Annotated in this window: 17 protein-coding genes and 2 tRNA genes; 17 read left to right on the top strand and 2 right to left on the bottom strand. The window is 32.7% G+C overall.

Annotation, left to right across the window (positions count from 1 at the left end):
• The first annotated feature begins 5 nt into the window (after window positions 1–5).
• The 11 genes from NOVO_02670 (at window position 6) to NOVO_02620 (ending at window position 12,897) form a co-directional block, all read left to right on the top strand.
• Window positions 6–81: transfer RNA gene (locus tag NOVO_02670), tRNA-Trp, on the top strand.
• A gap of 30 nt (window positions 82–111) precedes the next feature.
• Window positions 112–306, top strand: a complete 195-nt coding sequence (locus tag NOVO_02665; protein ID AIL64926.1) for a preprotein translocase subunit SecE — start codon at window positions 112–114, stop codon at window positions 304–306.
• Between the two features lie 3 nt (window positions 307–309).
• A complete protein-coding gene (gene nusG, locus NOVO_02660) occupies window positions 310–855 on the top strand; it encodes a Transcription antitermination protein NusG (protein AIL64925.1) in 546 nt (181 codons plus the stop codon).
• A 21-nt stretch (window positions 856–876) separates the two neighbouring features.
• On the top strand, window positions 877–1,317 hold the full coding sequence (rplK, locus tag NOVO_02655; protein ID AIL64924.1) for a Ribosomal protein L11: 441 nt from the start codon (window positions 877–879) through the stop codon (window positions 1,315–1,317).
• A gap of 2 nt (window positions 1,318–1,319) precedes the next feature.
• Window positions 1,320–2,042 (top strand): Ribosomal protein L1, encoded by a 723-nt coding sequence (gene rplA / locus NOVO_02650; GenBank protein AIL64923.1) that lies wholly within the window; start codon window positions 1,320–1,322, stop codon window positions 2,040–2,042.
• Between the two features lie 16 nt (window positions 2,043–2,058).
• Window positions 2,059–2,571, top strand: a complete 513-nt coding sequence (gene rplJ / locus NOVO_02645; protein ID AIL64922.1) for a Ribosomal protein L10 — start codon at window positions 2,059–2,061, stop codon at window positions 2,569–2,571.
• Between the two features lie 36 nt (window positions 2,572–2,607).
• Window positions 2,608–2,982 (top strand): Ribosomal protein L7/L12, encoded by a 375-nt coding sequence (gene rplL, locus NOVO_02640; protein AIL64921.1) that lies wholly within the window; start codon window positions 2,608–2,610, stop codon window positions 2,980–2,982.
• A 130-nt stretch (window positions 2,983–3,112) separates the two neighbouring features.
• On the top strand, window positions 3,113–7,171 hold the full coding sequence (gene rpoB / locus NOVO_02635; GenBank protein ID AIL64920.1) for a DNA-directed RNA polymerase subunit beta: 4,059 nt from the start codon (window positions 3,113–3,115) through the stop codon (window positions 7,169–7,171).
• 17 nt (window positions 7,172–7,188) lie between these two features.
• Complete coding sequence (gene rpoC / locus NOVO_02630; protein ID AIL64919.1) at window positions 7,189–11,349, top strand: DNA-directed RNA polymerase subunit beta'; 4,161 nt, start codon at window positions 7,189–7,191, stop codon at window positions 11,347–11,349.
• Window positions 11,350–12,043: 694 nt separating this feature from the next.
• Entirely contained in the window at window positions 12,044–12,436 is a 393-nt protein-coding gene (locus NOVO_02625) for a Transposase (GenBank protein AIL64918.2), read from the top strand.
• Between the two features lie 152 nt (window positions 12,437–12,588).
• Window positions 12,589–12,897 carry a hypothetical protein gene (locus NOVO_02620; GenBank protein AIL64917.1) on the top strand — a complete coding sequence of 103 codons (309 nt, stop codon included), beginning with the start codon at window positions 12,589–12,591 and terminating at the stop codon, window positions 12,895–12,897.
• Here the strand turns inward: NOVO_02620 and NOVO_02615 are convergent.
• Window positions 12,894–13,289: a Transposase gene (locus NOVO_02615; protein ID AIL64916.1), complete on the bottom strand. Its 396-nt coding sequence runs from the start codon at window positions 13,287–13,289 to the stop codon at window positions 12,894–12,896. The two genes, NOVO_02620 and NOVO_02615, sit on opposite strands and share 4 nt — an antisense overlap.
• 1,144 nt (window positions 13,290–14,433) lie before the next feature.
• On the opposite strand from NOVO_02615, the gene gyrA reads away from it, so the two are divergent.
• Genes gyrA through ada form a run of 3 tightly spaced genes read left to right on the top strand, consistent with a single transcriptional unit; the run spans window position 14,434 to window position 18,167 of the window.
• A complete protein-coding gene (gyrA, locus tag NOVO_02610; protein AIL64915.1) occupies window positions 14,434–17,130 on the top strand; it encodes a DNA gyrase subunit A in 2,697 nt (898 codons plus the stop codon).
• A gap of 20 nt (window positions 17,131–17,150) precedes the next feature.
• Window positions 17,151–17,636 (top strand): Phosphopantetheine adenylyltransferase, encoded by a 486-nt coding sequence (gene coaD, locus NOVO_02605; GenBank protein AIL64914.1) that lies wholly within the window; start codon window positions 17,151–17,153, stop codon window positions 17,634–17,636.
• A 12-nt stretch (window positions 17,637–17,648) separates the two neighbouring features.
• Window positions 17,649–18,167, top strand: a complete 519-nt coding sequence (gene ada / locus NOVO_02600) for a Regulatory protein of adaptative response (protein AIL64913.1) — start codon at window positions 17,649–17,651, stop codon at window positions 18,165–18,167.
• Window positions 18,168–18,382: 215 nt separating this feature from the next.
• On the opposite strand, the gene NOVO_02595 is transcribed toward ada, so the two are convergent.
• Window positions 18,383–18,457: transfer RNA gene (locus tag NOVO_02595), tRNA-Asn, on the bottom strand.
• 134 nt (window positions 18,458–18,591) lie between these two features.
• Between NOVO_02595 and ptrB the strand changes: the two genes are divergently transcribed.
• The 3 genes from ptrB to rpmI all read left to right on the top strand — a co-directional run bounded on the left by ptrB (window position 18,592) and on the right by rpmI (window position 21,800).
• A complete protein-coding gene (gene ptrB, locus NOVO_02590; protein AIL64912.1) occupies window positions 18,592–20,730 on the top strand; it encodes a Protease 2 in 2,139 nt (712 codons plus the stop codon).
• Window positions 20,731–20,756: 26 nt separating this feature from the next.
• The gene (gene hopD2, locus NOVO_02585) at window positions 20,757–21,518 is read left to right on the top strand and encodes an Effector protein hopD2 (protein ID AIL64911.1); all 762 of its coding nucleotides are present in this window, start codon (window positions 20,757–20,759) and stop codon (window positions 21,516–21,518) included.
• A gap of 78 nt (window positions 21,519–21,596) precedes the next feature.
• Window positions 21,597–21,800 carry a Ribosomal protein L35 gene (gene rpmI, locus NOVO_02580; protein AIL64910.1) on the top strand — a complete coding sequence of 68 codons (204 nt, stop codon included), beginning with the start codon at window positions 21,597–21,599 and terminating at the stop codon, window positions 21,798–21,800.

The raw sequence follows: 21,800 nt of genomic DNA, 5'->3' as shown, positions 1-21,800 counted from the left end.
TTTATAGGAGTGTAGCTCAATTGGTAGAGCATCGGTCTCCAAAACCGGTGGTTGGGGGTTCGAGTCCCTTCGCTCCTGCCACTGAGTTATTGGTTTGTATTTAGGTATATAATGAAAGTTACAATAGGAATGTTTTTATCTCAGGTGAAGCAAGAAGCTTTAAAAGTTTCTTGGCCTTCTAAAAAGGAAGTTATAACTTCTACTATAGTAGTGATAGTAATGTTGGTATTTTTTTCTGGCTTTTTTTTGCTTATTGATATACTGATACATTATTTAATACAAACTATATTAGGATTAAGGAGTTAAGTTGTGTCAGAAGCGCTGCAGTATTTCTGGTATGTTGTGCATGTATCATCTGGTCAAGAGAAGGCTGTAGCTAAGTCTATTAGAGATCAGGCAGAAAAAGATAATATCTCTGAGATGTTTGAACAAATTGTAGTTCCTGTTGAGGTGGCTACAGAGGTAAAGCAAAGAAGACAGATCTTAAAAGAAAAAAAGATTTTGCCTGGATATATTATTGTCAAGATGGTAATGAGCGATATTACTTGGCATTTGATAAAAAAGGTACCAAAGGTGTACGGCTTTTTAGATGCTGGAGGTAAGCCTAAAAAAATGACAGAAGCAGAAGTTGCTAATATTTTTAAATGTATGGAAGAAGGTGCTATACCTGGTAAAAATATTGTGATATATGAAACGGGTGAGTCGGTTAAGGTTATAGATGGTCCATTTGAAACTTTTGTAGGTGTGGTAGAAGAGGTAGATCCTGAAAAATCTAAACTGAAAGTATTGGTATCAATTTTTGGACGTGCTACAGCTGTAGAATTGGAATATTCACAAGTGGCTAAATTGCATTAAAGGTGAGATTAGAGGAAAGTTATGGCAAAAAAAATAGTAGGTTATATAAAACTTGAAATTCCGTCTGGTAAGGCTAATCCTTCTCCTCCTATTGGTCCGGCTTTAGGTCAGAGAGGGTTAAATATTATGGAGTTTTGTAAGGCTTTTAATGCGGCTACGCAGTCTTTTGAGATTGGTACTCCTGTGCCTGTTGTAATTACGGTTTATGCCGATCGTACATTTACTTTTATACTAAAGACTCCTCCTGTGTCGTTTTATTTGAAAAAAGCTGTAAAATTAACAAAGGGCTCTAGTGAAGCTGGTAAAAAAGCTCATATAGCTGAAGTTACTAAGGCGCAGATATTAGAAATAGCAAAATTGAAATTAGTAGATATGAACACAACTAATCTAGAAAGTGCTTGTGCAATGATAGAAGGAAGTGCTTTATCTATGGGGATAAAAGTAGTAGAAGGTAATGAATAAATATGAGTAATAAACAAAATATAAAAACTCCTGGTAAAGGAGGGAAGAGAATGAAATTAGCTAATGCGAGCTTAATAAAAGAAAAAAGTTATAATGTGTTAGAAATATTAGAGCAACTTAAGCAAAATAGTAAGGTAAAATTTGATGAAACTCTTGAAGTAGCTATCAATTTAGGGGTAGATCCTCGGCATTCTGATCAGATGGTAAGAGGGATTGTTTCTTTGCCTTATGGAATAGGAAAGTCTATTAGGGTTGCTGTATTTGCGCGTGATGCAAAAGCAGAAGAAGCTAAACTGGCTGGTGCGGATATAGTTGGTGCTGAGGATTTAGTGGAGCAAATTAGCGCTGGTAACATTGATTTTGATAAATGTATAGCTACTCCTGATCTAATGCCTTTGATTGTAAAGGTAGCCAAAATATTAGGACCACGTGGTTTAATGCCTAATCCTAAATTAGGTAGTGTTACTGCAAATATTAGTGAGGCTGTAAATTTAGCAAAAAGTGGGCAAATAGAATTTAAAGTAGAGAAAGCTGGTATAGTACATGCTCCTTTTGGGAAGGTAAATTTTTCTGTAGATGCTTTATATGATAATTTAAAAGTATTATTAAATGCTATTATAAAAGCTAAGCCTTCTGGAGCTAAAGGTGCATATATTAAATCTGTTTTTATAACTTCTACTATGGGAGTTGCTTATAAATTGGATTTTAATACTATAGGTCAATAAAAAATTGGTAAAAAATATGAAAACAAGACAACTACAAAAAAAGCAAATAGTTTCTGACTTAGGTCAATCTATTTCTAACACTAATACTATGATTGTTTCTCATTATCAAGGATTGACTGTAAAAGAAATTATGGTGTTACGTAGAAGAATAGACGAAATAGGTGGAAATTTTAAAGTGACTAAAAATAGTTTGGTCCGTCTTGCAGTAATGAATACAGGTTTTGAGCCTTTATCTTCGTTATTTTTGGGGCCAACAGCTATTGCATTTTCTGATAATTCTGTTGCTCTTGCGAAGATTATGGTAGATTATGCCAAAGAAAATGAGAAATTAATAATAAAGGGTGGAATAATAGATAGTAAACTTATTGATACAAATGATATTAAAGCTCTTGCGGCGTTACCATCTATTGAAGAATTAAGAGCTAAAATCATTGGTACGATAATTGCTCCAGCTACTAAGTTAGTATCAGTATTGCAAGCTCCTGCAGGACAACTTGTAAGGATGTTGAATACTTACTCTTCTAAGTAGTTTTAATTTTTAATATAATAATATAAAGAGGTAGAAATGGCAGAATTAAGTAAAATAGTTGATGATATCGCTTCATTATCATTGATCGAGGCATCTGAATTATCAAAGATGCTTGAAGAAAAATTAGGTGTTTCGGCTATGGCGCCAGTTGCAACTGTGGCTGCTGCAGCTCCTGTTGAATCTTCAGCTGCGCAACAAACTGAGTTTACTGTAATTTTAAAATCTGCAGGTAGTGATAAAATTAAAGTTATTAAAGAAGTTCGTGTGATTTTACCTGGGCTAAATTTAAAAGAGGCAAAAGAATTAGTTGAGACTCCAGGTAAGTCTATTAAAGAATCTATATCTAAAGAAGAAGCAGAAAAAATAGCTAAACAGTTGAAAGACGCTGGTGCTGAAGTAGAAATAAAGTAAATTTCTTTATCGATTATATACAACATACCTATACTTGTAGGATAGGTATGTTGTATAGTAAAAATTATAAAATAATATATTGAAAATATAATTTTCTGCTAATGTACCTAACAAAAATACGGAGAATTGGATGAGTTTTATGGCTTTAAGCAAACGTATACGTAAAAATTTTGGACGTATTACTCAAATGGCATCTATGCCTAATCTTATTGAGGTACAAAAAAAGTCATATGATACTTTTTTACAGATGGGATTACGGTCTGTATTTAAATCTATTTTTCCAGTTGAAGATTTAGGTGCTGAATCTACTTTAGAATTTATAGATTATACTTTTGATTCTCCAAAATATTATGTAGAAGAGTGTCGTCAGAGAGGCATTACGTATGCTTCTCCATTAAAAGTTACGTTCAGACTTATAGTGTGGGAGGTAGATCGTGATACGGGAGCAAGAGAAATAAAAGGTATTAAAGAACAGGATGTATATGTTGGTGATATACCATTAATGACAGAAAATGGTACTTTTATTATTAACGGTACTGAAAGAGTTATTGTATCTCAAATGCATAGATCTCCTGGTGTGTTTTTCGATCATGACAGAGGGAAGACTCATTCTTCAGGCAAATATTTATATTCTGCTAGGGTAATACCTTATCGAGGTTCTTGGTTGGATTTTGAATTTGATTCTAAAGATCTGATATATTTTCGTATTGACAGAAGGCGTAAATTATATGTTACAACTTTATTAAGAGCTTTGGGTTTAACTACTCAAGAAATATTGGATGTATATTATGATACTATTATTTATAAAAAAGCTAAAAATGGGTGGTCTGTATCGTTTAATCATGAAAAATTTAGGGGCATAAAGTTATTAAAAGATTTAATAGATGCAAAAACTGGTGATATTGTTGTAGAAGCAGGAATAAAAGTAACGCCGCGTTTAATAAAAAAATTAATTAGTGATGGTTTAAAAGAAATATTAGTAGATGACGATGATTTAATAGGGCAGTATATAGCCGTGAATCTAAAAGATGTTCATGGAGAAATATATTTGAATGCTGGAGATGAGTTGAAGGCAGAAACTATAGAATTATTGAAAAAAATGGGTATAAAAGAAATTCCTGTTTTGGCTATAGATTATAATAAAGTAGGGCCATATATACGCAATACCTTATTGGCAGATAAAAATTTTACTCAAGAAGAAGCATTAGTAGATATTTATAAAGTAATGCGACCAGGTGAGCCTCCATCCTTAGAAGCTGCTAAACTACTATTTGATAATTTATTTTTTAATGTAGAAAAATATGATATGTCAGTTGTGGGTAGGGTAAAGCTCAATGCTCATTTGAATTTATCTATAGAGGAAGAAATAGTGGTTTTAACTTCTGAAGATATTAAATGTATAATTAAAAAATTGGTATCATTAAAGGATGGTGATGGTGAAATTGATGATATTGATCATTTAGGTAATAGAAGAGTGCGTTCTGTAGGGGAATTAATAGAAAATCAATTCAGAATAGGATTAATTCGTATGGTACGTGCAATTATTGAGCGTATGGGAACTGTAGAAATCGATACAGTTATGCCTTATGACTTAATAAGTCCAAAGTTATTAATGGCTGTGATTAGAGAGTTTTTTGGTACTTCTCAATTGTCTCAATTTATGGATCAAACTAACCCTTTATCTGAAATTACTCATAAGAGACGTTTGTCAGCTTTAGGGCCTGGTGGATTAACTAGAGAGCGTGCAAGTTTTGAAGTACGTGATGTGCATCCTACTCATTATGGGCGTATTTGTCCTATAGAAACTCCTGAAGGGCAAAATATAGGATTAATTAATAGTTTAGCTACCTTTGCTCGTGTAAATAAGTATGGTTTTGTAGAAAGTCCTTATAGGCGCGTAATTCATAGCACGGTGATTGATGAAATAGTATATTTATCTGCGATTGAAGAAGGTAAGTATATTATTGCTCAGGCTAATGCAGAAATTGATTCATCAGGAAAATTGATTTCTAATTTAATAAGTTGTCGTCATAATGGTGATTTTGTGATGTCTACTCCCGAAGAAGTGGATTTCATTGATGTATCGCCAATGCAAATTGTATCTGTGGCTGCTTCTTTAATTCCTTTTCTTGAGAATGACGATGCTAATCGTGCATTAATGGGATCTAACATGCAAAGGCAAGCAGTACCTTTACTTAAAGCTGAAGCTCCTTTAGTGGGTACTGGTATAGAGGATGTAGTAGCAAGAGATTCAGGAGCTACTATCGTTGCTAATCATGATGGTATAGTAGATCAAGTAGATGCTACAAGGATAGTAATACGTAATATAAATAATACGGATGGTACTTCTTCAGGTGTAGATATATATAGCTTATTAAAATTTCAACGTACTAACCATAATACTTGTATTAATCAAAGGCCTTTAGTTAGGCCTGGAATGAAGGTAAAACAAGGAGAAGTTATTGCGGATGGTCCAAGTACAGATCGTGGAGAATTAGCTTTAGGTAGAAATGTACTCGTGGCATTTATGCCTTGGAATGGTTATAATTTTGAAGATTCTATTTTAATTTCTGAGCGTATAGTATCTGAAGATGTATTTACCTCTGTGCATATTGAGGAATTTGAGATTATAGCTCGTGACACTAGATTAGGCCCAGAAGAAATTACAAGAGATATACCTAATATTTCTGATGAAAATTTGCGTCATTTAGATGAGGTGGGTATAGTTCATATAGGAGCAGAGGTACAGTCAGGTGATATTCTTGTAGGTAAGGTTACCCCAAAAAGCGAATCACCTATGACGCCAGAGGAAAAATTATTGAGAGCTATATTTGGCGAAAAGGCTGCGGATATTCGTGATTCGTCTCTTTATGTACCACCTGGAGTATCTGGTACTGTTGTAGAGGTAAGAGTATTTACCAGACGTGGTATAGATAAAGATCAACGTTCTTTGGCAATTGAAAGACAGGAAATTAAAAAACTTACAAAGGATAGGGATGACGAATTATATATTATAGAGAATTTTACATATTCCAGACTTAAATCACTATTGTTAGGACAAAAATTAACTAAAGCTCCTAAGGGAAGTAAAATTGGTGCAGAAATTACAGAAGAATTGTTAGATAATTATTCTAAAGGTCAATGGTGGCAAATTGTCGTAGATAATGTAACTATCATGGAAGAGATAGAAACAACTAAAGCGCAACTTGATAAAATTACAGAAGATTTAAATAAGAAATTTGAGAATAAAATAGAAAAATTACGTGGTGGAGATGATTTACCTCAGGGAGCGCTTAAAGTAGTTAAGGTATTTATTGCAATGAAGCATAAATTGCAGCCAGGGGATAAAATGGCCGGTAGGCATGGTAATAAAGGTGTAATTTCCAGGATTTTGCCTATAGAAGATATGCCTTACTTAGAAGATGGTACTCCTGTGGATATAGTACTTAATCCTTTAGGGGTACCTTCACGTATGAATGTAGGACAAATTTTAGAAACGCATTTAGGATGGGCTGCAGTAAATGTAGGAAAAAAGCTAGGCAAATTAGTGGATCAGTTTTATGCTAAGGAAACTGAAATTTCTGGTATTAGGGATGAGTTATCTAATATATATAAACAAGAAGATATAATTCAAAACTTTAACCAAATGAATGATAGTGAGATACTAGATTTTTCTAAAGATTTAAGTAAAGGCGTGCCTGTTGCTACACCTGTATTTGATGGAGCTAAGGAAGCAGATATAGTGAATATGTTAAAGCAATCTGAAGTAGATGAATCTGGTCAAGTTAGATTGATAGATGGTCGTACAGGAGAGTATTTTGATAGAAAAGTCACAGTGGGTTACATATATATGCTTAAATTGCACCACTTAGTAGACGATAAAATACATGCTCGATCTATAGGCCCTTATAGTCTAGTGACTCAACAGCCTTTAGGGGGGAAATCGCATTTTGGTGGTCAAAGATTTGGGGAGATGGAATGTTGGGCTCTAGAAGCATATGGAGCTGCTTATACTTTACAAGAAATGTTAACTGTAAAATCAGATGACGTAGTTGGGCGTATTAAAATTTATGAATCTATTGTAAGAAGTGATCAAAGCTTTGAACCTGGTATTCCTGAATCATTTAATGTAATGGTAAAAGAATTGCGCTCTTTGGCATTAAATATAAAATTAGAGCAAACTAATTAGCGGGAAGGGTATAATAAATGAGCATTAACTTTGTAGGTAATAATGTAAATAGTGTTGAGCAGTTTAATACTATAGGTATATCCATAGCCAGTCCTGAGGACATAAGAGCGTGGAGTTATGGCGAAATAAAACGTCCTGAAACTATTAATTACCGCACTTTTAAACCTGAGCGTGATGGTTTATTTTGTGCCAGAACATTCGGTCCAATTAAGGATTATGAATGTTTGTGTGGTAAATACAAACGTATGAAATATCGTGGAGTTATATGTGAAAAATGTGGTGTTGAAGTTACTGCTTCAAAAGTACGTCGTGAAAGAATGGGACACATAGAGTTAGCAGCACCTGTAGTACATATATGGTTTTTAAGATCTCTTCCTTCTCGTATAGGGATATTATTTGATATAGCTCTAAAAGATTTAGAGCGGATTTTGTATTTTGAAGCTTATATAATTACTGATCCTGGTCTTTCTCCCTTTTCTAATGGAGAAATGCTTACTGAGGAGCAATATGTTAAAGCGCAAGACGAGTATGGAGAAGATAGTTTTACTGCTTTGACTGGCGCAGAAGCTATACAATCTATGTTATCTAATATTGATCTTGAGAAGCTTAAATGGGATTTACGTAAACAATTATCTGAAGTTAATTCAGAAGCTCGTAGTAAAAAAATTGTTAAAAGATTAAAATTAGTAGAAGATTTTATAGATTCTAATAATAAGCCTGAGTGGATGGTTATGACAGTAATTCCTGTTATACCTCCAGAATTACGTCCATTAGTGATGTTAGACGGTGGACGTTTTGCTACTTCAGATTTAAATGAGCTATATAGGCGTGTGATTAATCGTAATAATAGATTAAAAAGATTAATAGAATTAAAGGCTCCAGATATAATAATACGTAACGAAAAGCGCATGTTACAGGAAGCGGTAGATGCTTTGTTTGATAATGGGCGTAGAGGAAGAGCGGTAAAGAATGCAAATCGAAGAGCCTTTAAATCTCTTAGTGATATGTTGAAAGGTAAACAGGGTAGATTTAGACAAAATCTTTTGGGTAAAAGAGTGGATTATTCTGGACGTTCTGTTATTGTGGTAGGGCCAGAGTTAAAATTACATCAATGTGGTCTACCTAAAAAAATGGCTTTAGAGTTGTTTAAACCTTTTATATATGCTAAATTAGAATTATATGGGATGTCTACTACTTTAAAAACTGCTAAAAAAATGGTTGAAAGTGAACGTCCAGAAGTATGGGATATATTAGAAGAAGTTATACGTGAACATCCGGTTTTACTTAATAGGGCTCCCACCTTACATAGACTAGGTATACAAGCTTTTGAACCTGTGTTAATTGAGGGGAAAGCTATACAATTACACCCTTTGGTTTGTGCTGCATTTAATGCAGATTTTGATGGAGATCAAATGGCGGTGCACGTACCTTTGTCAATTGAAGCTCAGTTAGAATCACGAGTTTTAATGATGTCTACAAATAACATTTTAAGTCCCTCTAATGGTAAGCCTATTATTGTTCCTTCACAAGATATAGTGCTTGGTCTATATTATTTAACTTTGTCTTTAGAGGATGAGCCTGGTAGTGGTATGTTATTCACAGGCATTAATGAAATTCATCATGCTTTATTTGTAAAAGCTATAACATTGCATAGTAAAATAAAATGTAGACGTAAAATTAAAAATATAGGTGGTAAAGAAGAGGTGGTACTAGTGGATACTACTCCTGGTAGGATGATAGTAGCTGAATTATTGCCAGATAATAATATAGGTTTTGATTTGATCAATAAAGTCTTAACCAAAAAAGAAATATCAAATTTAATTGATGTAGTATTCCGTCATTGTGGTCAAAAGCAAACAGTGATTTTTGCTGATCGTTTAATGTCATTAGGTTTTTCTTATGCATGTAAGGCTGGGATATCATTTGGTAAAGATGATATGGTGGTACCTCAGAATAAGCATAAACATATTAATCATACTTTGGAAGAGGTAACGCAGTTTGAAAAGCAATATTCTGAAGGATTGATTACTTCTGGTGAGAAATACAATAAGGTGATAGATGCCTGGTCGCGCTGTACTGATCGTATAGCTGATGATATGATGAAAGGTATATCTGCTATCAAACAAAATCATTCATTGAAAGGTAGTGAGAAGGTTAATTCTATATATATGATGGCGCATTCTGGTGCTAGGGGTTCTGCTCCTCAGATTAAACAATTGGCAGGTATGCGTGGATTGATGGCTAAACCTTCTGGTGAAATTATTGAGACGCCTATTATATCAAATTTTAAAGAGGGTTTAACTGTTTTAGAATATTTTAATTCTACTCATGGTGCACGTAAGGGGTTGGCAGATACAGCTCTTAAGACAGCTAATTCAGGATATTTAACTAGGCGTTTAGTAGATGTATCATTAAATTGTGTGGTAACTCATCATGATTGTGGTACGCAAGAAGGTATTATAGCTAAGGCTAGTATAGAAGGTGGTGAAGTTATTGTACCTTTATCAGAAGCGATTTTAGGGAGAGTGTCTTCAATAGAAGTACGTCATCCAATGAGTAATGAAATTATTGTAAGAGCAGGTAGTTTAATAGACGAAAGTGTAGTAGAAAAAATAGATACCGCTGGTATTGAGTCAGTCAAAATAAGATCAGTATTAACATGTCAGTCCAAAGAAGGTGTATGTTCTCTATGCTATGGACGTGATTTAGCTACAGGGTTATTAGTAAGTATAGGTGAAGCTGTTGGTGTTATAGCAGCACAGTCTATTGGTGAGCCTGGTACTCAGCTTACAATGAGAACTTTCCATATAGGTGGTGCTGCGACTAAAGGTGCAGAAGTATCGGGCATAGACGCTTCGCATGATTCTAAGGTTGTATTAATAAATCGTAATATAGTTACCGATAGCCAAGGGCGTAATATCGTGATGAGTCGTTCTTGTGAATTAATACTTGTTGATAATAAAGGGCATGAACGTGCAAGGCATAAAGTTCCATATGGCGCTAAATTGTTAGTAGATGAAGGGAGCGTTGTAAATAAGGGTATTAAATTAGCGGAATGGGATCCTTATACTATACCTATTATTACCGAACGTGCGGGTATTATACAATATAGAGATTTAGTAGAAAATATATCTGTAAAAGAACAAATGGATGAAACCACTGGTATATCAAATAAAGTTATTATTGATTGGAAGCAACAAAGCCGTGGTGCAGAGTTGAGGCCAAGAATAGCTTTAGTAGATAAAAATGGTGAGATGTTAATTTTAGCTAATGGGCTAGAAGCGCGTTATTTCTTGCCAGTAAATGCAATTTTAAATATTGAAGATGGGGCTTTGGTACATGCAGGTGATGTAATAGCTCGTATCCCTAGAGAATCCACTAAAACTAGAGATATTACAGGTGGTTTGCCAAGGGTAGCTGAATTATTTGAAGCTAGAAAACCAAAAGATCATTCTATTATAAGCGAAATAGAGGGAACAGTTGAGTTTGGTAAGGACTATAAATCTAAACGTCGTATTATAATAAAGTCTAATAATGGTGAAGGAGAACCAATGGAATATTTAATTCCTAAGGGTAAGCATATTACTGTTAATGAAGGCGATTATGTACGAAAAGGTGATTTATTAATGGATGGTAGTCCGGTTCCTCATGATATTTTAAGAGTAATGGGAATAGAAGCTTTATCTCGTTATATGGTATCTGAAATTCAACAAGTTTATCGTTTACAAGGTGTAAAAATAGATGATAAGCATATTGAAGTTATACTTAGACAGATGCTGCAAAAAGTAGAAATTGTGGATTCTGGGGAAACTACTTTATTAATAGGTGAGCAGGTTGATAGAGAAGAGTTTGATGAAATTAATCAAAAAGCAATAGCTCAGAAATTTAAGCCTGCGGTAGCCATACCAGTATTACAAGGTATTACTAAAGCTTCTTTACATACTAGATCGTTTATTTCGGCGGCTTCGTTCCAAGAAACTACAAGAGTTTTAACAGAAGCGGCTGTTGCTGGAAAGCGTGATAAATTATTGGGATTAAAGGAAAACGTATTGGTAGGTCGTCTAATACCAGCTGGTACAGGATTTTATATAAATAAAATGCGTAAAATTGCTTATAGTCGAGATAATGAAGTAGTACAAAATAAGCAAAAGAATCAAGATACGGTTGAGGCTGTATAGCGTTAAAATAGACCTCTGAAATAATTTTGTTTTTAGAGGTTTATATTAACTAGGTGCATTCTATATTTTTATAATTCTTAGGTGATTAGAATTTAGTTTCAGGTTAAAAAATGATAGATAATTTGGCTTTTAATATAAAAAAAGGAATTATCATGATTAGAGCAAAAAATAATATTAGAAAATTATTTATCAATTTTAGATAATAATAGAAAAATAAATATTTCTCATAAAAAGCTAATTAGAAAATCTCTATAGTCAGCGTATTTTATAAAAATCATTGGCAACAAAATAATTTAAAATTTATAATATTATGTCACAAAAGACATAGCTATAGAAAGCCTAAAAATATCTACAATTACTTCTACTCAAAGGTGTTGATAACGGTGGGAATTAAAAAATTTCTAAGCCAAGATTAGTCCTGTATAGCTTAGCATTTAATATGATAAGAAATTTACGCATACAAGCAATAATAGCTACTTTTCCTACTTTACCATTATTAACACTTTTGACTACATAGTGTCGTCATGAGATTTTGGCCCACATAATAATAGCTTTTAAAGTAAGGGCAGCTTGAAAAGATTTTCAGTGTTTACAGCGAGTAGAGATTCCTCTTCCCCTTTTATAGTAAATTAAGTTGATAAAGACATGATATATGATATATTAAAAAGCTCATAAACCCAAAACAGTAGAAGCAATGGCATATTCCTTAGATTTACGTAAAAAAGTAATTCACTATGTTAATAAAGGTTATACCAGAGAAGAAGCTGCAAGAATTTTTGGCATAGGTGAAAGAACAATTTATAGATGGTTATCGAGATCGAAATCCGGGAATTTAGCAGCCACACGAGCAGCTAAGACATGGAAGAAGCTTGATCCAATCAAATTATTAAACGAGGTGTCTAAAAACAGCAATTGGCTATTATCTGATTTTGCAAAGGTTTTTAATGTGTCTACAGCTGCTATCTGTTTGGCATTCAAGACTTTGGGGATCACACGAAAAAAAAGACCACACTCTATCGTGAACGGGATGAAGCAAAACGGCAATTATTTTTGGCAGCTATCGCAAACTATAAAGCGGAAGATATAGTTTATATTGATGAGAGTGGAATTGATAGCTATTTGTACTATTCTTGGGGATACAGTCTCAGAGGAAGTAAAGTTTATGGTGATATCTCAGGTAAAAAACATGATTGAGAAAGCTTTATTGCAGGTAAGGTTGGGAAGAAAATTATTGCGCCAATGTGTTTCAAGGGCACATGTAATACAGAAGTTTTTAACGAGTGGGTTAGTCAGTGTTTGGTGCCCGAACTAAGATTTGGTCAAGTTGTAATACTTGATAATGCAACGTTCCATAAGTCAGCTAGAACTAGGAATTTAATAGAAGATATAGGCTGTAAACTTTTATTCTTACCACTTTACTCTCCTGATCTCAACCCAATTGAAAAATATTGGGCTCATTTAAAAGCTAAAATCAAACCTATCATTACTAATTTTAATAACCTTAGCGATGCTATTGATTATGGCTTCTCTATGCCATTCTCAACTTAATTGACTATAAATTCAAGAACAGTATTTTCTATAATATGACGCAATAGGTATAAATAATTATCAATATTTCTTTGAACTTTACGATTTTTTCTTGACGGTATAACTACTTTACAGTTAATTAATTCTGCAGATTCTACAATTCGATTAGTATCATACGCTTTATCAGCAATGAGATATTCTGCCTTTATTTCTTTGGTTAATTCAAAAGCTTCTGAGCAATCAGCTCGGGAACTTTCTGTAACAATAATTCTAACCGGTATACCATTCGCATCCACGGCCATATGTACTTTGGTGTTGATCCCCCTTTTGTCCGGTTCATTTTCTGATTTACGCCTCTTGCTCCCGATGCATGATGATGAGTCTTGATAAAAGTTGAATCTATCATCCACCATTCATAATCTGGTTCATCTATTAATTTTTCTAATATAGATTCCCAGATACCCTTATCTCTCCACCTGCAAAATCTTCGATGAGTATTCTTCCAATCTCCATAATCAGCAGGTAAATCTTGCCAGGGGGTGGCACCTGTACGGAATATCCATAAAACAGCATTAATAAATAAACGATTGTTTTTGGCTATACCTCCTCATTTACCTGGTAAATGTGTTTCTATTCTTGACCATACAACATCTTTTAAATCCTGTCTTCTGTGAGATTCTGTTTTCATTACTTACAATCCTATTATTATTTCTTTATTAGGATTTTTTTAAATAAATTTCAATACTTATCTCATGACGACGCTACCTAAATGAAATAAAGAATTTTACAAGCAGTTTTTATTGATCTAAATTATCGCTGTCTCTGGATAAGAAATTTATAAGAAATAAATTGATAGATTTATATAATTACTGGTATTAAAAGTTTTTTAATGCATCAAAAATGCCTTCAATAAAAGCCCACTTTATCTGAAGGCAATCAAAATTTTGTATACTCTTTTTATATTTTTAATCAATATAATTTCTGTTGATAAATTTTTTTAAATACTCATGATTTAAAAGTTGAATATTGATTACTTAGCTTAGATAGAGCGAATCCTCGAAATAGTAGGAGAGGGAAGAGCTAACTGAGTACGCAAATTCAAATGTTTTTACTATAGTAATTTTAAGGCAGAAATTTTAGTGATAAATAGAGATTAGAATATTTATTTTTATAATCTATAATTAAAAGTAGAATATTATATCATTAAGAAATAATTTTTAAAGTGTTTATGATAATTATCTAAACATAAATTTATGTACAGTCAGAATACTGATCTGATGGTAATGAACTTATAAATAGCTAATGGAAACATAAGATAAAATCTAGCTGTTAAAAAGGTATATTTAAAATGCTAAAAACTATAATGAAATATGTGTTTAGATTGTGGTATATTTGTAGAAAATGATTCTAAGATTTATATTGGTTTATTTTAATTATAAAATTAAGCATAATATGATTTGCAGATAAATTAAAATCCATTATTATGGTTGTGTAGTGTAAAATAAGTTTTGTTCTTATTGTTATATATAATTAAGTGTAACTCCAATAATTAGTTAAATGAATAGTAATATAAATCTTCTTAAATCTGAATTATTACCTGTTTCAATCGAAGACGAAATGAAACAAAGTTATCTGGATTACGCTATGAGTGTAATCATAAGTAGAGCAATTCCAGATGTTTGTGATGGGTTAAAACCGGTACATAGGCGTATTTTATATTCTATGTTTGAATCAGGTTGTTATTCAAATCGACCTTTTCGTAAATCAGCACGTACAGTGGGTGATGTAATAGGTAAATACCATCCACACGGAGATGCTGCTATTTATGATGCTTTAGTACGTATGGCACAGGAATTTTCTCTAAGGCTGCCCTTAATTGATGGACAAGGTAATTTTGGTTCTATGGATGGTGACCCAGCAGCGGCTATGCGTTATACAGAATCAAGATTAGCAGAAGTATCACATTTCTTATTAGATGATTTAGATAAAAATACAGTCGATTTTAGAGATAATTATGATGGGTCTGAGCGTGAACCAACTGTATTACCTGCTAAGTTTCCTAACCTTTTGGTAAATGGTTCAGGAGGAATTGCTGTAGGTATGGCTACTAATATTCCTAGCCATAATTTGGGTGAAGTTATAGATGCTTGTTGTTTATATATAAATAATCATCAAGTCACAGATGAAGAATTAATGGAGGTTGTGCATGGTCCGGATTTTCCTACGGGAGGAATTATTTTAGGCAAAGCAGGTATTAAATCTGCGTTAAGAACTGGACGAGGCTCAATTCTAATTAGGGGTAAAGCTCATATTGAAGAAACTAGAGAAAATAGGCCTTCTATCATTATTACAGAAATACCTTTCCAGGTTAATAAAGCAAAAATGATAGAACGTATAGCGGAATTAGTGCGTGAGAAGAGAATAGAAGGAATTAGTGATCTAAGAGATGAATCAAATAAATCTGGAGTAAGAGTTGTAATAGAACTAAAAAAGGATGTAATTGCTGAAGTTATATTAAATCAATTATATAACTATACTCCTTTACAGACTTCCTTTGGCGTGAATATGCTTGCCTTATATAATAACCAACCGCGTGTAATGAATTTACGTGCTATTATTACTGCTTTTGTAAAATTTAGAGAAGAAGTTATAACACGTCGTACTAGATTTTTATTAGTTAAGGCTCAAAGTCGTGCACATCTGTTAATAGGATTGTCTATAGCAGTATCTAACATAGATGAAATTGTAGCTATGATTAAGGCTGCTCCTGATCCACAAATAGCCAAAGAAAGGTTGATGGAGCGTAGTTGGGAGGCAGATAAAGTACGTTCTTTAATAGAATTAGTAGGTGATGGTAGTAATATATTGCGTGATAATAAATGTTATTTTACAGAAGAACAAGCAAAAGCAATTTTGGAAATGAGATTACAAAGATTAACGGGCTTAGAGTATGAAAAAATTTCACAAGAATTGCAAAAACTTGCTGATGATATAGTGTATTTTAGAGAGATTTTATCTTCAAGGAGTATGTTGTTATCTATATTGAACTCTGAGCTTATAGAGATTAAAAACAAGTATGCAACTAACCGTCGTACAGAAATACAGGAAGCTGAATATGAATATGATATGGAAGATTTGATTCCTAAAGAGGATATGGTTGTAACTGTTACTATGGGTGGTTATATTAAACGTGTACCTCTCTCTACATACCGTGCTCAAAAACGTGGAGGAAAAGGTAGATCTGGTGTTAATATGCATGAGGAAGATGCAATCATTGAATTATTTGTTGCAAATACTCATACTCCAATGTTGTTTTTTTCTAATTTAGGGAAAGTTTATAAACTAAAAGTACATAAATTAGTTCTGGGTAATCCTCAAACTAAAGGACGTGCTCTAGTTAATATTTTTCCTTTAGCTGAAAAAGAAGTAATTACTAACCTTATGCCATTACCTGAAGATGAAGAGCAATGGGGTCAATTGAATATAATGTTTGCTACATCTAAGGGAAATGTTCGTAGAAATAGTTTAGCTGATTTCCAAAGTATTCAGTCTAATGGTAAAATAGCTATTAGATTAGATGAAGACGATAAGTTAATATCTGCTGTTGTTTGTAAAGAAGAAGATCATATTTTATTAGCTAGTAAAGAAGGAAAATGTTTAAGATTCCCTGTTGATGCTGTACGTGTATTTAAGAGCAGAACATCGGATGGTGTAAGAGGTATGATGCTAGGTAAAAATGATTTGGTGATTTCTATGTCAGTTTTACATGGTGCAGAAGAACCTATGGAAACTAGAGAAGAGTTTTTGAAAATACCAGTAGAGGTGCGTATTGCCTTAGCAAATATATCAGAGCCTTTAGAAATGATGCATCAGTTAAGATTACAAGAATTAAAACTTAATTTATCATCAGAAAAAATCCGTGAAATGGCCCAAAGAGAGGAGTTCATTTTGACTGTTACTGAAAATGGTTTTGGTAAAAGGACCTCTGCTTATGAGTATAGAGTTACTAATAGAGGGGGTAAAGGTATATTAAATATTATTACTTCAGAACGTAATGGTAAAGTTATAGCAAGTTTCCCTATAACTCGTTCTGCTGAAATGATATTAATCAGCAATAAAGGAACTTTAATTAGATGTGCAGTATCAGATGTTAGAATTGCGGGTAGAAGTACTCAAGGTGTAGCTATTTTTAGAACTGGTACTGAAGAAGTAGTAGTATCTGCAGTACAAATTCCAGAAGACCAAGAAGAATAGTGATAAAGAGTGTAGTAAATATGTCGGAGAAAATAGGCATTTATCCAGGTACGTTTGATCCTATTACTTATGGTCATATGGATATTATATCACGAGCCTTAAAGGTAGTAGATAAACTTATTATAGCTGTTGCAATAGATGGTACTAAGATGCCGCTATTTATGCCAGACGAAAGAGTAGAAATGGTACAAGTTTCAACTATTGATATGTCTTCTGTACAAGTTAAAAGTTTTAGTGGATTGCTTGTAGATTTTGCCACTCAGCAAGGAGCTTCTGTCATTGTTAGAGGGCTAAGAGCTATTTCTGATTTTGAATATGAATTCCAAATGTCTTGTATGAATTCTAAGCTTGCTAGTCATATTCAGACTATATTTTTACCTGCTTCTGAAAAAACGCATTTTGTTTCATCACGTATTGTAAAAGAAGTATATCGTTTAGGTGGAGATGTTTCTGGTTTTGTTGCAGAGCATATAAAAGAAAAACTAAAGAGACGTTTTAAGCTTTAAAGAGAAGTGGTAATGGATAATAATCGAATAATACAATATATAATTAAAGAATCTATTTTAGGATTTGTTCTTGTGGCACAAAGTAACAAAGGGGTGTGTGCCGTGTTTATAGGGAATAATATTTCATTGTTAGTTTCTAGCTTACAAAATAAATTTTCTAAAATAATTCTTAATAATAGTGATCAGGCTCTTCAAAACGTTGCTAATCAAATAATATCTTTGATTGCCAATCCTACAACTAAGCTAAATGTAGAAATGGAAATTAACGGTACAGAATTTCAGCAAAAAATATGGAAAATGTTGCAAGAAATTCCAGTAGGAGAAACAATTAGCTATAAAGAATTGGCAAGAAGAGCTGGTAATCCTATGGCTATAAGGGCTGCGGCCAATGCTTGTGCTTCAAATCTTTTGGCAATTATTATTCCCTGTCATCGTGTTATTAAAAGTAATGGAATGATTTCTGGTTATCGGTGGGGACAGAGTATAAAGCAGCAATTACTTAAGAATGAAGTTATATCAATTGCCATTTAAAACTCTTCACTAGAAATATAAATGGTTGATAAATATATTAATTAAGTTGTATTCGGGACTAGGAGTTTTGAGCTAATTGCGTTCGTAAGTTCAAATCAATTTACTATAGTATGGGCAGAGGCTTAACTCCAAAAATAATAACGTATAGCAGCGATTGTAACTTATTATTAAAACTTAGCTAAAGATATCAGATGTAGATTTGGTATATGATATTATGGCTCCCCGGGCCGGATTCGAACCAGCGACCAAGCGGTTAACAGCCGCTTGCTCTACCACTGAGCTACCGAGGAACAGTGCAATACAAGCCTCTTATAGCAGATAGTCACGAACTAATCTAGAGTTTTTTTGATAATTTTATTACTTTTATTGTAATTTTTTGACGTTAGTAGTATAAAATAAGATTTTTATGTATATAGAGAATGTTATGGATTATGATCAAGGGTACCTTATGGCTATTAATAATATAACAGAACAGCAAGTTATCGCTAAATTTGCTCAAGAAGAAAATAAAATATTCCCTCCAATTCCTAAAAAAATCCCTCATATTTATAATTATCATAATGAAAAAGTAGTGGATAATTATTATTGGTTAAGAGATGCAAATTGGCCAGATGTAAGTAATAGTAGAATATTAAATTATATTGAGCAGGAAAATTTATATACCTCATATGTAATGAAACCCTATAAAAAACGTGAAGATAGTTTGTTTGAAGAAATTACTTCTAGGATTAAATTAGATGATGTTAGTGTAGCAGTTAAGAAAGATAATTATTTTTACTATAGTAAGACTGAAAAAGATTCAAACCATTCTATAATATGTCGTAAAAAAGAGACATTAGATGCTGCAGAGGAAGTTCTGCTAGATGCAAATGAATTAGCCAAGGGACTAGAATATTTTAATCTTGGAGGAGCTGCCGTTACTCCTGATCATAAGAAGCTAGCTTATTCTACAGATATAATTGGTGCAGAGCGGTATACCATTGTACTAAAAAATTTAAGTGATCATAAATTTTTAAATGATACTATTATCAATACAACTGGAAATATAGTATGGCATGAAAATGGCATAGGATTCTTTTATGAGAAACTTAATGAGCAGTGGCGTTCACAAGAAATATATTATCATAAATTAGGTACAGATACTACTACAGATAAATTGATTTTTAAAGAAGAAGATACACGTTTTTCTGTTAGTGTGGGTAGATCTTCTGACAAAGAATATATTTTTATTGATACGCATAGTGCAGATAGTAATGAAACTTGGTTTATCAAGATGAATGATAAAACCATGACTCCTAAATTGATATTAGCAAGGAAAGATGACCAGCTATATGAGGTAGATCATGGTAATGAGTTATTTTATCTGCGTATCAATGATCATGGTAAAAATTTTAGATTGATAACAAATAATAATACAGATTTCAAACAAAATACTTGGCAAGAACTTATACCATTTAATCCTAAAATTTATTTAACTGGCTTTGCCTTATATAAAGGATATGTGGCTATTGAATTTATACAAGAAGGATTAGATCAAATAAAAATTATAGATATGCATACTAGAAATGAAAAAGCCATTGCTTTTAAGGATCCAACGTATGATGCAGGAATAATGTTTACGACTTATGATGCCACAGCATTAAGATATGGTTATTCATCTTTAAATACGCCAAGTTCAGTGATGGAATATGATTTTGCTACAGATTCTATTACTGTTTTAAAAGAGCAAGAAGTGCTGGGTGGTTATAATAAGGATTTATATAAATCAGAAAGAATTTTTGCTGTTGCACAAGATGGTACTAAGATACCAATATCTTTAGTGTATAAAAAGGAATTATTTAAAAAAGATGGTAGTAATCCTCTCTATCTATATGGGTATGGATCATATGGTATATCAATATCTCCTAATTTTAGTACGCAGAGACTGTCACTATTAGATAGGGGATTTGTATATGCAATAGCCCATATACGTGGAGGCGATGATATGGGATATGATTGGTATGAAGCTGGTAAGTTACTTAATAAAAAGAATAGCTTTAGTGACTTTATAGATGTAACTGAACATTTGATTAAACATAATTACAGTCATAAACAAAATATAGTAATAGCTGGTGGTAGTGCTGGTGGAATGCTTATGGGTGTGTGTGCTAATGAGTGGCCAGATTTATATAAGGCAGTTATTATGCATGTACCTTTTGTGGATGTCTTAAATACTATGTATGATGAAAATCTTCCATTAACGCCAGGAGAGTTTAAAGAATGGGGCAATCCTAAAGATTTAGCCTACTATGAGTATATTAAATCTTATTCTCCTTATGATAATGTTAAAACGCAGTCCTATCCTGCAATGTATGTAACATGTGGTATAAGCGATCCTAGAGTAACTTATTGGGAAGCCGCTAAGTGGGTAGCAAAATTACGAGAAATGAAACAAGATACTAATTTATTATTATTAGAAACAAAGATGGATGCTGGACATAAAGGAGCATCTGGTAGATTTGGTTATTATCGTGATGTTGCTAAGGAATATAATTTTATTTTGAAGATTTTTGGTATAGAGTGAGAGTAATATTTTTAATTATAGTAATTATGACTTTTATCAAGAAAAGTGATGCTAGGGAGTTGATTCTGAGTTCCAAGAATCTTGCTCAAGGGTTACCAGAAAAATTTCGTTATATAGATAATGTTTCAGCAAGTGCACAATTTTCTTATGAATCTTTACTGGCATTAAAAAAATATTATAAAAATAAAAAATTTATTATTATAGATTTAAGACAAGAAACTCATTTATTTATTAATGGTCAGGCTGTTCATGTTAAAACCAAATGCAACTGGGGAAATATTAATAAAACGCTTGAGGAAATTGTTAATCAAGAAAATAAATTAGTAGAAGAAATTAAGCAATTTAATACTATAACCCTCTATAAACAAGATACTGAAGAAGCTATTAAATTTCCAATATATTCGGTGCATACTGAGAAGCAATTGGTAGAATCTTTAGGTATAGAATATGTAAGGTTACCTGTACTTGATCATAAACATCCTTCTAGCGATGTAGTAGAAAAATTTGTAAAATTAGTGAAGAACTCTAAATCGATAATACATTTTCACTGCGCAGCAGGAAAAGGTCGTAGTACAACATTTCTAGCAATGTATGACATTGTCCATAATGCTGTACTTAAGAGTTATAATCAAATTATAGAAACCCAGCTGCTCAACCATGGAAGTAATTTAATCGTTCCTGGTATAAAATATTATTTGCAAGATGAAGGATGTTTTGATATGAATGATTTTTTAGCGCGTACTCGATTTTTAAAAAATTTTTATAAAAAATATTCGCATATATTATAAAACTCTTACTTGAATTTTATTTAATTTTTGTTTATAAAGTATTACGCTGAATTAAAATGTTTGTTATAAGGGATAAAAATGCCTAAAATGAAAACAAAAAGTGGAGTAAAAAAGAGATTTTCTCTTACTGCTTCTGGTAAGGTAAGAAGTGCTCAGGCTGGAAAACGTCATGGTATGGTCAAGAGATCAAAAAGGCATATACGTAATCAAAGGGGTACTACTATTTTATGTGCTAGTGATGCTGCTATCATTAAAAATAATTTTATTCCCTATGGAGGATAA

Source organism: Rickettsiales bacterium Ac37b, from assembly GCA_000746585.2.
In the GTDB taxonomy this organism is placed as follows: domain Bacteria; phylum Pseudomonadota; class Alphaproteobacteria; order Rickettsiales; family Arcanibacteraceae; genus Ac37b.
This window is presented reverse-complemented; position numbering and strand designations above follow the sequence as displayed.